The sequence below is a fragment of the Nocardia sp. NBC_00881 genome, from assembly GCF_045207455.1.
GTDB lineage: Bacteria > Actinomycetota > Actinomycetes > Mycobacteriales > Mycobacteriaceae > Nocardia.
Map to the genome: position 1 here is coordinate 6867970 of NZ_CP108798.1, position 12884 is coordinate 6880853.

The 12884-nt window shown below is 67.1% G+C and carries 14 protein-coding genes; 12 read left to right on the plus strand and 2 right to left on the minus strand.

Annotated features, from left to right (window positions below):
• Positions 1 to 27 precede the first annotated feature (27 nt).
• The gene (locus OH799_RS28845; RefSeq protein ID WP_327112672.1) at positions 28 to 459 is read left to right on the plus strand and encodes a DUF4254 domain-containing protein; all 432 of its coding nucleotides are present in this window, start codon (positions 28 to 30) and stop codon (positions 457 to 459) included.
• Positions 460 to 684: 225 nt separating this feature from the next.
• On the opposite strand, the gene OH799_RS28850 is transcribed toward OH799_RS28845, so the two are convergent.
• Complete coding sequence (locus OH799_RS28850; protein ID WP_406270429.1) at positions 685 to 3645, minus strand: AAA family ATPase; 2961 nt, start codon at positions 3643 to 3645, stop codon at positions 685 to 687.
• A gap of 470 nt (positions 3646 to 4115) precedes the next feature.
• Here OH799_RS28850 and infA point away from each other — a divergent pair, with 470 nt between their 5' ends.
• The 8 genes from infA to truA all read left to right on the plus strand — a co-directional run bounded on the left by infA (position 4116) and on the right by truA (position 9018).
• Positions 4116 to 4337: a translation initiation factor IF-1 gene (gene infA / locus OH799_RS28855; protein WP_003418601.1), complete on the plus strand. Its 222-nt coding sequence runs from the start codon at positions 4116 to 4118 to the stop codon at positions 4335 to 4337.
• A 147-nt stretch (positions 4338 to 4484) separates the two neighbouring features.
• Positions 4485 to 4598 carry a 50S ribosomal protein L36 gene (gene rpmJ / locus OH799_RS28860; RefSeq protein ID WP_011207363.1) on the plus strand — a complete coding sequence of 38 codons (114 nt, stop codon included), beginning with the start codon at positions 4485 to 4487 and terminating at the stop codon, positions 4596 to 4598.
• Between the two features lie 246 nt (positions 4599 to 4844).
• Positions 4845 to 5216 (plus strand): 30S ribosomal protein S13, encoded by a 372-nt coding sequence (rpsM, locus tag OH799_RS28865; protein ID WP_040686660.1) that lies wholly within the window; start codon positions 4845 to 4847, stop codon positions 5214 to 5216.
• Positions 5217 to 5225: 9 nt separating this feature from the next.
• A complete protein-coding gene (gene rpsK, locus OH799_RS28870) occupies positions 5226 to 5639 on the plus strand; it encodes a 30S ribosomal protein S11 (protein ID WP_014981768.1) in 414 nt (137 codons plus the stop codon).
• 20 nt (positions 5640 to 5659) lie between these two features.
• A complete protein-coding gene (gene rpsD, locus OH799_RS28875) occupies positions 5660 to 6265 on the plus strand; it encodes a 30S ribosomal protein S4 (RefSeq protein WP_406270434.1) in 606 nt (201 codons plus the stop codon).
• A 131-nt stretch (positions 6266 to 6396) separates the two neighbouring features.
• Complete coding sequence (locus tag OH799_RS28880) at positions 6397 to 7455, plus strand: DNA-directed RNA polymerase subunit alpha (RefSeq protein ID WP_357266180.1); 1059 nt, start codon at positions 6397 to 6399, stop codon at positions 7453 to 7455.
• A 50-nt stretch (positions 7456 to 7505) separates the two neighbouring features.
• On the plus strand, positions 7506 to 8027 hold the full coding sequence (gene rplQ, locus OH799_RS28885) for a 50S ribosomal protein L17 (protein ID WP_406270437.1): 522 nt from the start codon (positions 7506 to 7508) through the stop codon (positions 8025 to 8027).
• Between the two features lie 85 nt (positions 8028 to 8112).
• Entirely contained in the window at positions 8113 to 9018 is a 906-nt protein-coding gene (gene truA, locus OH799_RS28890) for a tRNA pseudouridine(38-40) synthase TruA (RefSeq protein WP_406282700.1), read from the plus strand.
• A gap of 71 nt (positions 9019 to 9089) precedes the next feature.
• Here the strand turns inward: truA and OH799_RS28895 are convergent, their stop codons facing one another.
• Positions 9090 to 9542, minus strand: coding sequence for an Hsp20/alpha crystallin family protein (locus OH799_RS28895; protein WP_406270440.1), 453 nt, complete (start codon positions 9540 to 9542; stop codon positions 9090 to 9092).
• 174 nt (positions 9543 to 9716) lie between these two features.
• On the opposite strand from OH799_RS28895, the gene OH799_RS28900 reads away from it, so the two are divergent.
• The 3 genes from OH799_RS28900 to OH799_RS28910 all read left to right on the plus strand — a co-directional run bounded on the left by OH799_RS28900 (position 9717) and on the right by OH799_RS28910 (position 12862).
• Positions 9717 to 10550: an LLM class F420-dependent oxidoreductase gene (locus tag OH799_RS28900; RefSeq protein ID WP_406270443.1), complete on the plus strand. Its 834-nt coding sequence runs from the start codon at positions 9717 to 9719 to the stop codon at positions 10548 to 10550.
• Positions 10551 to 10746: 196 nt separating this feature from the next.
• On the plus strand, positions 10747 to 12156 hold the full coding sequence (locus tag OH799_RS28905; RefSeq protein WP_406270446.1) for an MFS transporter: 1410 nt from the start codon (positions 10747 to 10749) through the stop codon (positions 12154 to 12156).
• A gap of 46 nt (positions 12157 to 12202) precedes the next feature.
• Entirely contained in the window at positions 12203 to 12862 is a 660-nt protein-coding gene (locus OH799_RS28910; protein WP_406270449.1) for a response regulator transcription factor, read from the plus strand.
• The last annotated feature ends 22 nt before the right edge of the window (positions 12863 to 12884 follow it).

Below are 12884 nucleotides of genomic sequence, written 5' to 3' on the forward strand. Positions count from 1 at the left end.
CATTCTGCGGCACCCGGACTAGTTCCTATGTCCGACCTACTCGTTCGGGCGTGTCGCGGGCACCGTGTCGTCGGCGGACCGCTGCTGTGGTTCGCCCGTGACCTAGCAGTACTACACGAACGTCGGCTGGTCGGCCGCGGCGGCTCGGTGGACACCACCCCGGCGGTGATCCGCGAAATCGAGCGTCGCAGAGCCGAACTGGTCATGGCGATCGACGACTGGGTGCTGCGCAGCGTGCCGCAGCATCGGTTCGGCGCGACATTGCACACCGAGACGGTGGGCGCGGTGATCGACCGTCTCGCGGAGTCGTCGGTGCGTGCGCACCACGCGTTGATGACCTTGGACGCGCACGACGAGCTGCTACACAGCGCCTGGCATCGTCTCGCCGAACTTGCGGATGCCTACGACGATCTGGTCCGCGATGTCATGGCCGGCAGACGGCGACTGCCTGAATGGTGACTCGGTAGCTCGGCACTTCACGCTGTCGGCGTGCCGAGTCATCGATTTCCTTGTGCCACCGAATTCTCCTGATAGCGCACATCTTTCGATGCTCGGCGGGTCGTGTTGTTTCGAGCGACCTGCAAGCAGTCGCTAGCGGTGTGGTTTCGAGCGACCTGCAAGCAGTCGCTAGCGGTGTGGTTTCGAGCGACCTGCAAGCAGTCGCTAGCGGTGGCCCGGCAGGCGTCACGGACGATAGCGGCGGTGATCGGTGGCGAAGTCGTCTGCGACGGTTGCGGCCAGCTCCACGTAGGCTCGCTTGGTCTGCTTGTGGAGTTGGTGCAGGTCGATCTCGGCGCCCACGGACATGTGCGGGTCGAACGGGATGATGTGCACGGCCCGGCAGCGGGATAGGAAGTACTCCCGCAGCTGCTGGATACCCACGTTCGGCGACCCCGACCGCGGCGAGTTGATCACCACCACCGCGTTGCGCACCAGGTGGTCGTGCCCGTGCAGCGACAGCCAGTCCAAAGTCGCCGCGGCACTGCGCGCCCCGTCGATTGCGGGGGAGGAGATCAGCACCAACGAGTGGGCCAGGTCGAGCACGCCCGACATCGCCGAGTGCATCAATCCGGTGCCACAGTCGGTGAGGATGATGTTGTAGAACCGCTGCAGGATTTGCGCTACGGCGCGGTACTCCTCCTCGCTGAACGCTTCCGATGCGGCCGGATCACGTTCGCTGGCAAGCACTTCCAATCGGCTGGTGGACTGCGAGGTGTGCCTACGAACATCCGAGTACCGCTGGATCGACGGGTCGAGCAGCAAATCGCGCACGGTGGATCTGGTCTGCAGCGGCACCCGCTGCGACAGCGTGCCGAAGTCCGGGTTGGCGTCCACCGCGATCACCCGGTCGCCCCGGATGGATGCGAAGATGGAGCCGATACCCATTGTCGTGGTGGTCTTTCCGACGCCGCCCTTGAGCGAGAGCACCGCGATCCGGTAGTCGCCCCGTACCGGCTGCCTGATCCGTGCGACCAGCTCCTGCAACCTGCGTTCCTCGGCGGACATGCCGGGGTTGATGGCGCCGCCGGAGACATGGTGCACTGCCTTGCGCCACCCGCTTCCCGGCGGCCGCTTGACCTGCCGCCGCGGGACGTTGTCCAGCAAAGGCTGCTGGTACTGCGCACTCTGCTGGTAGTTCGGCTGCTGGGCGGGCAGCTGTGCGTATCCCGGCGGGTTGCCCCACGGGGAGCGGTCCGCCTGTGGAGCGGGTTGTGCGTACCCCTGGGGGTCGGGTTGGTACTGGTCGCTGGTCGCCCCGGTGTACGGCGCTGCCTGGCCTGATTCCTCCTGCGCGCGGGAGTCGCCGTGCTCGGCGAGGTTGCGCGACTGGTCGGCGGGTCCGCCGACTGGGGCTGGTCCGTTGACCGGTGCCGGGCCGCCGACGAAGTGGACCGGCTGGCCGGTTGATTCGGCCGGACCTGTGTTCGGGTATTCGGCGGGGCTGTACGGGCCGATCCGCTCGCCGCTCGCCGCCGGGCCGCCTGCGAACTGCCGTGGATGACCAGCCTGTTCGGGAGTGGGGACGCTCGAAGCACGCGGCCTCGGGGCGTAGTCCGCGTCTTTCCGAGCCGGGTCGGCGTGCTGCTGCGGGACCGGCGGCTGGGACACCGGCTGCTGGTCCGAGTTCGGCGCTTGTTCTCCTGGCGTCTGGGGGCCAGGCCGGTGGTCGATCTCCTCAGGGGGCAGTCGGTGTCGTCCGCTTGCGGCGGGCCGAGCCGATGCGATGTCGGACGCTGCCGAGGAGGTCCAGCCCGAGGCCGCGATATCGGGTTGGATGCGAGGGGAATTCGCCGATCCGGCCGCACCCGACTGCCAGGACTGGGCGTTCGGCTGCGCCGCCCCTTGCGCGGGGCTCGGCGCGGCAAGCCACGACGGTGGCGGACGGCCGGTACCCGTCGCGGCAGGACCTTCGGTGGCTGCGGGAGAAGGGCCAGGCGGTGTGGCGACCTGACTGGTCGGCGGTGTCGAAGGAGGCTCGCCGACCGGGGGCACGGTGGGCGGTGCTGTGGGGTGCTCGCGTGCCGGTGCGATCGGGCTTTCGCCGGTGGGCGGCACAGCCGGACGGTCGGCGGTTTGCCACGCTGTCGGGCCGGCGCCGGTCGCGGGCGTCGCGGGCCGCTGGCTTGCTGGTGGTGCGGAACTCGGGCCCGTCGACGGAACCGCCGGATGAACAGGCTCGGGAGGTATCCCGGAGCTTGGGTTCGGCATCGCGGGGTGGTCGCCTACCGGAGGTGTCGCAGGGGTCGGGCCTATCGGCGGAACCGCCGGATGCGGACCTTGGGGCAGCATCGCTCTGTCCGTACCAGTCGGCGACACGAACGGGTCTTCACCTACCGGCGGTGCGGCGGACTGCCTGCCGATCGGCGGTGCGGACCGTTCCCCAGGAGCCGTCGGCCACTGGTTCGGCCGCATCGCGGCAAGCGGTTCCCCGTTCGGATGGTCGCCGGTAGGACGGGCGGTGGACCATTCGCCTGGTGTCCCGGCCGGACTCGCGCCCGTCTCGGCCGCCGGACCGACGCGCCCGTCATGCATCGAAGGTCCGGCGCTCTCGCCGTCCGGCACCTGTCCGGGCCGCTCGCCGAGTACCTGTTGTGGCGAGTCGGGAATCGGCGGTGGCGGCGGCAGATCCGGCCTGCGGGGCTGGTGTGGCGCAGAGCGGCCGTTCGGGGCAGACGGCTCGGCAGCCCTGCTGCCCAACGGCTGGAATCCCGGGGAGGGCTGCGAGGGATTGCGGGTCGGCAGGCCCTGCTGTGCGCCGCCGGTGTGCTGGGGACCGCCCTCCCAGGATACGTTCTGATCCGGTGGCGCCTGCTCGGGTACTGGGGGCTGCCGCGAGTCGTGCTGTCGCTGGTCCCGGGGCAGCGCCTCCGGTCCGGCCTGGTACGCGCTGCCCTGATCGTTCGGACGCTGTTCCGCGCCGACGTGCCCGTCCTGCTTGTCGCGGCGCCAGCCTTTGCGGCGCTTCTCCGGACGTTCGGCTTCCGGTGCCCGGTTCTTGAACCGCCCGCGTCTGCGGTTGGAGGTATCGCCGATCAGGTCGTCATGCGGAAGGTTCTGTACCGGCGCTTCGTAGCCGACCTGTGTGACTTCGCTCTCGGATAGCCATGGTGGCAGCATAGGGAGGCCGTCGTCGTTACGGCTCACGGCTGTACCTCGCTGGGCTGTACCTCGCTGGCGCTCGGCTCTGCCGTGGCCAGGGGCCCCGTGTTTGTGGCTCGTTCGCTGCGCTCGCTCACGGCTGTACCTCGCTGGCGCTCGGCTCCGTCGCGGCCAGGGGCGCTGTCCCTGTGGCTCGCTCGTTACACTCGCTCACGCGTCCCCCTTGATCTGCTCGACCCGATTACCTGGACAGCGGTCAGTTTACGCGACAACGTGATGCCGCCGCGGCGGCGGACCGGACGCTCACCAGGCGTGGGAAGGCGGCTTCGAAACGCCTGACGGAGCGGGTATACAGGGAGGCATTTTTGCCCGATCGGGGGCAGGTCGGTAAGCTTGAGCGGCGGTGCACCTACGCGCCGACTGTTTGCGTGCGTCCGGTTGTGCCAATGATCGGTCCATACAAGCAGAAATCAGTCAAACAAACCAGGTTGAGCGTAACCGGGATCGCGGAGGACATGGCGAAGAAAGACGGGGCCATCGAGGTCGAGGGTCGAGTTGTCGAGCCGCTGCCCAATGCGATGTTCCGGATCGAGCTCGAGAACGGACACAAAGTTCTCGCGCACATCAGCGGGAAGATGCGGCAGCACTACATTCGTATCCTCCCCGAGGACCGTGTGGTCGTCGAGCTCTCGCCCTACGACCTGTCGCGTGGCCGGATCGTGTACCGCTACAAGTGATCGCCCAGCGCGGTCGAGTGGTGCGAGTCGGCCGTGCCCCGGCCCGAGCCGGGGTCGAGTCGAAAGACTCACCACAGAGACTTCCTCAGTCGCCGACTGGGGAAACCTGTGTTCACACCCGTGTGAACCACAACAGATTGGACGGACGTGAAGGTTCAGCCGAGCGTCAAGAAGATCTGCGAGAAGTGCAAGGTGATCCGGCGTCATGGCCGGGTCATGGTGATCTGCGACAACCTGCGCCACAAGCAGCGCCAGGGCTGAGCGGAAGCGGGGGAGACCTCGCTCCACCGCGCCTGAGGCTTGCCGAGGGCGTCGCTCGACGCAGCACCAGCCAAGCACCGAACCGCAGTTCGGATTGGCAAAGAAGAACTCCCAGCACCAGCCGCACGCTGCGGAAATCCGGGTTCGCCCGGGGCGTGCGCGCCTACCACCGGTTCGGAGGCCGGTGCCCCATAAGACGAGGGGACGGACAGGGAGCAGACCTCCGCGACACTAAGGAACTGCCATATGGCACGTCTCATGGGCGTTGATCTCCCGCGCGAGAAGCGCATGGAGATCGCGCTGACCTACATCTACGGCATCGGCCGTACCCGCTCCAAGGAGATCCTCGAGGCGACCGGCGTCAGCCCGGACCTGCGTTCGAAGGACCTCAGCGACGAGCAGGTCACGCAGCTGCGTGACTACATCGAGGGTTCGGCCCTCAAGGTCGAGGGTGATCTGCGCCGTGAGGTGCAGGCCGATATCCGTCGCAAGATCGAGATCGGCTGCTACCAGGGTCTGCGCCACCGTCGTGGCCTGCCCGTGCGTGGCCAGCGAACCAAGACCAACGCGCGCACCCGCAAGGGTCCGAAGCGCACCGTCGCCGGCAAGAAGAAGTAGGGATAACCGATGCCTCCGAAGTCCAGGGCCTCCGGCCCCAAGAAGACCCAGAAGTCGCGTCGCCGGGAAAAGAAGAACGTCCCGCACGGCCACGCGCACATCAAGAGCACGTTCAACAACACGATCGTGTCGATCACCGACCCGAACGGAAACGTCATCTCCTGGGCGTCGTCGGGTCACGTCGGTTTCAAGGGTTCGCGCAAGTCGACCCCGTTCGCCGCGCAGCTCGCCGCCGAGAACGCCGCCCGCAAGGCGCAGGAGAACGGCGTCAAGAAGGTCGACGTGTTCGTGAAGGGCCCGGGCTCGGGCCGCGAGACCGCGATCCGCTCGCTGCAGGCCGCCGGCCTCGAAGTGGGCACGATCTCCGATGTCACCCCGCAGCCGCACAACGGCTGCCGTCCGCCCAAGCGGCGTCGCGTCTAGCGGGAAAGGAATAGCGAAAAATGGCTCGTTATACAGGCCCCATCACCCGCAAGTCGCGTCGTCTGCGCGTCGACCTCGTCGGCGGCGACCAGGCGTTCGAGCGTCGCCCCTATCCGCCCGGCCAGCACGGCCGCGCGCGGATCAAGGAGAGCGAGTACCTGCTTCAGCTGCAGGAGAAGCAGAAGGCGCGCTTCTCCTACGGCGTCATGGAGAAGCAGTTCCGCCGGTACTACGAAGAGGCCAACCGCCTCAAGGGCAAGACCGGTGACAACCTGCTTCGTCTGCTCGAGACCCGGCTCGACAACGTCGTGTACCGCGCAGGTTTGGCGCGTACCCGTCGGCAGGCTCGCCAGCTGGTCAGCCACGGCCACTTCGTGGTGAACAACCGCAAGGTCGACGTTCCCAGCTTCAAGGTCTCCCAGTACGACATCATCGATGTCAAGCAGAAGTCGCTCGGCACGCTGCCGTTCCAGGTCGCGCGCGAGACGGTTGGTGACCGCCCGGTTCCTGGCTGGCTGCAGGTCATCCCGGGTCGCCTGCGGATCCTGGTCCACCAGGAGCCGGACCGCGCTCAGATCGATGTGCCGCTGCAGGAACAGCTGATCGTCGAGTACTACTCGAAGTAATCAGCGGTGCGTGATCGTCACCGCTGGCGACTGCTCGCAGGTCGCTCGAAACGGCACCGCAAGTGACGATCACGCACAACCCCTAAGACGAGGCGTCAAATAGCGGGCGCCCAAACAGGAGGATGATCCAAATGCTGATTTCACAGCGTCCGACACTGACCGAAGAGGTCGTCGCCGAGAACCGCTCGAAGTTCGCCATCGAACCGCTCGAGCCGGGCTTCGGTTACACCCTCGGCAACTCGCTGCGCCGTACCCTGCTGTCCTCGATTCCGGGGGCGGCGGTTACGAGCATCCGTATCGACGGCGTCCTGCACGAGTTCACCACCGTTCCGGGTGTGAAGGAGGATGTCACCGACATCATCCTGAACCTCAAGGGTCTGGTCGTGTCCTCGGAGGAGGACGAGCCGGTCACGATGTATGTGCGCAAGCAGGGCCCCGGTACCGTCACCGCCGGTGACATCGTTCCGCCGAGCGGCGTCGTCGTGCACAACCCGGACATGCACATCGCGACCCTGAACGACAAGGGCAAGCTGGAGATCGAGCTCGTCGTCGAGCGCGGTCGCGGCTACGTCCCCGCCGTACAGAACAAGGCGTCCGGCGCGGAAATCGGCCGGATCCCAGTGGATTCGATCTACTCGCCGGTGCTCAAGGTGACCTACAAGGTCGAGGCCACCCGTGTCGAGCAGCGCACCGACTTCGACCGGCTCATCCTGGACGTGGAGACCAAGAACTCCATCAGCGCGCGGGACGCGCTCGCCTCGGCGGGCAAGACCCTGGTCGAGCTCTTCGGCCTGGCCCGCGAGCTGAACGTCGAAGCGGAAGGTATCGAGATCGGCCCCTCGCCGGCCGAGGCGGACCACATCGCCTCGTTCGGTCTGCCGATCGAGGACTTGGACCTCACCGTCCGGTCCTACAACTGCCTCAAGCGTGAGGGCGTGCACACCGTCGGCGAGCTGGTCGCCCGCACCGAGTCGGACCTGCTGGACATCCGAAACTTCGGCCAGAAGTCCATCGACGAGGTCAAGGTCAAGCTGCACGCGCTGGGCCTCTCGCTGAAGGACAGCCCGGCGTCGTTCGACCCGTCCAGCGTGGTGGGCTACGACGCTAGCACCGGGACGTGGAGCGACAACGGCACATTCAGTGACACCGACGGTGGCGAGCAGGACTACGCCGAGACCGAACAGCTCTAGGCCGTCGGGGTAGGCGCCCCGGACCGGCCGAAAACAAGGAGAACCACACAATGCCCAAGCCCAAGAAGGGTGCCCGCTTCGGCGGGTCGGCGTCACACCAGAAGGCGATCTTCGCCAATCTGGCCACGGCGCTCTTCGAGCACGGCCGGATTACCACCACCGAGGCCAAAGCCAAGGCCGTGCGCCCTTACGCCGAGAAGCTGATCACCAAGGCGAAGGGCGGCACCCTGGCCGACCGTCGCGAGGTGCTCAAGGTCATCCGCAACAAGGACGTCGTGCACGACCTCTTCGCGGAGATCGGCCCGTCGTTCGAGGGGCGCGAGGGTGGCTACACCCGCATCACCAAGACCCTGCCCCGCAAGGGCGACAACGCGCCGATGGCGATCATCGAGCTGGTCCGGGAGAAGACCGTGACCAACGAAGCCGATCGCGCCCGCCGTGTTGCCGCGTCGCAGAAGGTCGAGGAGGCGCCGGCCGCCGAAGTCGTCGAGGAGAAGGCCGACGAGGCCGTCGCCGAGACCGCCGAAGCTCCGTCTGTCGACGGGGCCGCCGAGTACAAGAAGGACGCCTGACGCCTCGCGTCACAGTTCTCGAACGAGCCCGCCACCCGCACTGGGTCGGCGGGCTTGTTCGTTTCGACTAGGAGATCGTGTGACCGTGGAGGATTCGGTGGGATCGACGTCGGCCGAGCCGCGACCCGATGCGACGCAGGCGCCGGAGAGCGGCGCGGCGGATGCACCGAGGGCGCGTGTCCGGCTCGATATCGCTTACGACGGCACTGATTTCCTGGGCTGGGCGCGTCAGCCGGGACTGCGCACCGTGCAGGGGGTGCTGGAGGAGTCACTGAGCAAGGTGTTCCGTGAGCCGATCCAGCTGACCGTGGCGGGGCGCACGGACGCGGGCGTGCACGCCGAGGGGCAGGTAGCGCATTTCGATACGACTGCCGAGCTGGATGCGGGCAAGTTGGTACATCGGATGGCGCGGTTCCTGCCGAAGGACGTGCGGATCAAGGATGCACGGCTCGCATCGCCGGATTTCGACGCGCGGTTCTCCGCGATCCGCCGCCACTACGCCTATCGGTTCACCACCGCCGCATACGGCGCCGAGCCGTTACATGCGCGCAGCGTGGTCGCCTGCCGGTCCGACGTCGAGGTCGAGGCCATGCGCGTGGCTTCGCGAAAGCTATTGGGGCTGCATAACTTCGCCGCGTTCTGCCGCAGGAGGGAGGGCGCGACCACCATCCGCGAGCTGCAACGCTTCGACTGGGTGCGGGACCGTGATCTGCTGACCGCCTACGTCAGCGCGGACGCGTTCTGCTGGTCTATGGTTCGCAGCCTGGTCGGTGCGGTCCTCGCGGTCGGGGAGGGCCGCCGCACTCCGGAGTGGGTCGGCGAGCTGCTGCACGAGACCGAGCGTTCCAGTGCGGTCACCGTCGCGCCCGCGCACGGGCTGAGCCTGATCGGCGTCGATTATCCCGCCGACGGAGACCTCGCCGCCCGCAATGCGCAGACGCGCGAGCTACGGTCTGTCCCGGTCCGGGACGGGAGATGCTGCGGCGACTGAGGCGTTGAGCGAGAGGGGTATTCGGAAACAAGGTTTCCCCGCACCCGCGCAGGGGTGCGGGGAATAGATGGTCACTTCGACGACTGCCCTGATTGCGCTTCGATCGTCTTCGGCTGGGACCCGCCGGAAATTTCGATGCGGCGGGGCTTCGCGCGTTCCGCGATGGGGATCGTCACCGACAGCACACCGTTGTTGTATGTCGCGTTGATCTTGTCGGCATCGACGTTGTCGCCGAGGGACAGCTGACGCATATACGTGCCCGCGAAGCGTTCCGAGGCGACCCATTGGACGCCTTCCTCGCTGGAAACGGTACGTTGCGCGCGCAGGGTGAGCGTGCCGCTGTCGACACTGACGTCGATCGAGCCTGGGTCGACACCTGGCAGGTCGGCATTCAGAACGTAGTGGTCTCCCGCTCTGAACAGATCCATCGGCATGAATCTCGGTGCGCGAGCGGTCCCGACGGTTTCACCGAGCAGCTGACGAGCGACGGTGTCGATGTCATGGAACGGATCGAATCTCAGCACAGCAATCACCTCCATTTCCCAGTGGTGACGCCTGCCACGGCGGCGGGCGCCGATAGCTGTGCACCCGCCACGTTAGCCCTCTCCGCCCTCGAGGGCTATCGACCTGTCAGGACCAAGCCCCGTGTCGCCGACGGGCATGGAATACCGGTATGCGTGCCTGTGTTGGGTCGGGACATGACATTCGACAGTCTCGGACGGTTCGGAGTGTGGCGGGCGTACAACGGGTTCAGCCCAGAGGACGCGCGGGAGTTGGAGCAGCTGGGCTACGGCACGCTGTGGTTGGGCGCCTCACCGCCCGCGGATCTCGCTACGGTCGAGCCGCTGCTGGAGGCGACCGAGACGATCACCGTGGCCACGAGCATCGTGAACATCTGGGCGTCGGCGGCGAAGGAGGCCGCCGAATCGTTCCACCGGATCGAGGCGCGCTTCCCCGGCCGGTTCCTGCTCGGCGTCGGCGCCGGGCACCCGGAACACACCGGTGAATACCGCAAGCCCTACGACGCGCTGGTCGAGTACCTCGACGAACTCGACGCCGCCGGTGTGCCCGCCGAGCGCCGCGCTGTGGCCGCGCTCGGCCCGCGCGTGCTGAAACTGGCCGCCGAGCGGTCCGCGGGCGCGCTGCCGTATCTCGTGCCGCCACAGCACACAGCGCAGGCCCGCCGCACGATCGGCACGGATGCCTTGCTGGCGACCGAGCACAAGGTCGTGCTGACCGACGATCCGAGCGCGGCGCACGCGGTAGCCGATGAGACGATCGGTTTCTACCTCGGCCTGACAAACTACGTGTCGAACCTCCGCCGGTTCGGCTTCACCGACGCCGACCTCACCACCCCACCCGGCGACCGGGTGTTCGACGCCGTCGTCGCGCACGGCACGCCGGACCAGATCGCCGCCCGATTGACCGAACACCTCGACGCGGGCGCGAACCACGTGGCCCCGCAGATCCTCGGCGAAGATTACCTCGCGGCGCTGCGCACCCTCGCGCCGTTGCTCGCCGAAAGGTCCTGAGCTTTCCTTCGCCACACGAACTCGTTCGGTCCTCGGCGTCAGCCGGGGACCGAACCCGTTTTCACTCACACCAGGGGCGTTGCCACGATCGTCCTAAGGGACTGTTAGGAAGCGAGCAGAGCCATTCCGTCGCGCTTGTGACTGCCAACACACTGATCTGCGACGACGCGATGAGGCGTCGGAGTGAGGAGATCTTGTGACTACGACACAGCCAGTAGGCGAGCGCCGGGTGGTCGCGAACGTTTTGCGCGGATCCATCGGCAACCTCGTCGAGTGGTACGACTGGTACGTTTACGCCGCATTCAGCGTGTACTTCGCGAAGACGTTCTTCCCCCAGGACGATCCGACGGCGCAACTGTTGTCCACCGCCGCCGTGTTCGCCGTCGGCTTCCTGATGCGCCCGATCGGTGGCTGGGCGCTGGGCCGGTACGCGGACAGGTTCGGTCGCCGCTCGGCGCTGACCCTGTCGGTGACCGTGATGGCGGCGGGCTCGTTGATGATCGCGGTGACGCCCGGATATCAGACCATCGGCCTGGCCGCGCCCGCCTTACTGCTTGTGGCCCGGCTGCTGCAAGGTCTTTCGGTCGGCGGTGAGTACGCCACCAGCGCGACCTATCTGTCCGAGGTGGCCTCGGCGGGTAAGCGCGGGTTCTACTCCAGCTTCCAGTACGTGACCCTGGTTGCCGGCCAGCTCGTTGCGCTCGGGGTGCAGATCGTGCTGCAGCAGTTCCTCGACACGGCCCAGATGAACAACTGGGGCTGGCGGATTCCGTTCGTGATCGGCGCGGCCGGTGCGCTGATCGTGATGTGGCTGCGGCGCGGCATGGACGAGTCGGAACAATTCCGTGCTGAATCGGAGCGGGCGAAGAGCACAGCCGATGCCGTGACGGCAGGGTCCGCGGGTGCACAGAAGTCGCGTGGTTCGCTGCGCATCCTGTTGCAGTACCCGCGCGAATGTCTGCTGGTTATCGGGCTGACGCTGGGCGGAACCGTCGCTTTCTACACATACACGACCTACATGCAGAAGTTCATGATCAACACCTCTGGTATCTCCAAGTCGACCGTCGCGTGGATCAACTTCGTCGCACTGCTGGTCTTCGTGGTGCTGCAACCGCTGGCCGGCGCGCTGTCGGATCGGGTCGGCAGGCGCAAGTTGCTGATCTTCTTCGGCGTCGCGGGCACCGTGCTGACCGTGCCGATCATGACTGTGCTCGCGCGCACCACCAATCCGGTCGCGGCCTGGGCGTTGATGATGGGTGCCCTGGTGATCATCACCGGGTACACCTCGATCAATGCCATCGTGAAGGCCGAGCTGTTCCCGACCAAGATCCGCGCGCTCGGTGTCGGCCTGCCGTACGCCCTGACCGTCGCCATCTTCGGCGGCACGGCGGAGACGATCGCGCTGGCGCTGAAGAAGGGCGGCCACGAGTCACTGTACTTCTGGTACGTCGCGGGATGCATCGCTGTCTCGCTGGTCACCTACTACTTCATGCGGGAGACCTCGACCGCGTCGACGATCGACGCGGAGCCGACCACCGACGCCGATACCAGGTCCGACGTTGCGGCGGCCGAGCCGGGACGACCGTTCGTCACTGTGCGTGACTGACTGCCCGGCACACGCGCCGATCCACCCGCTATGGGAGGATCGGCGCGTGCGGCTTGCGGTGGTCGAGGACGACGACGGCGTGGGAGACGCGCTGGTGGAGGCGCTCAACGCCCGTAATTTCCGTGCCGAACGCCTGCGCCGCGGGGCGGATCTGCTGATCGCCCACCGCGATTACGACGCGGTGATCCTCGACCTCGGACTGCCCGACGGTGACGGCCTGCAGGTGCTGCGCCGATTGCGTGAGGTGAGCACCATGCCGGTGCTGATCCTGACCGCGCGCAGCGACGAACGCTCCATCGTGCGCGGCCTGCGCGGCGGGGCCGACGACTACCTGGTGAAGCCGCCGCGGATCGCGGAGCTGGTAGCGCGGCTGGAGACGGTGACCCGGCGCGCGGCCGCCGCGGCGCAGCAGGCGCAGTCGGTGGTGGTCACCGGTGACGTGCGGGTCGACCTCGGCGCCCGCGTGGTGGAGGTGGCCGGCGCGCCCGTGACATTGACGCAGAAGGAATTCGAGTTGGTCGAGGCGTTGGTGGAACGGCCGGGCGCCGCCGTGAGCCGCCAGCAGCTGATGGACCGGATCTGGGGCGATGCCTTCGTCGCGGTGTCGCGCTCGCTGGACGTGCACATGACCGGCTTGCGAGCCAAGCTGAATCGGCCGGGCCTGATCACCACCATTCGCGGCTACGGATATCGGTGGGGGCAGTGAGCACGATGCCCGCGGCCGGGCG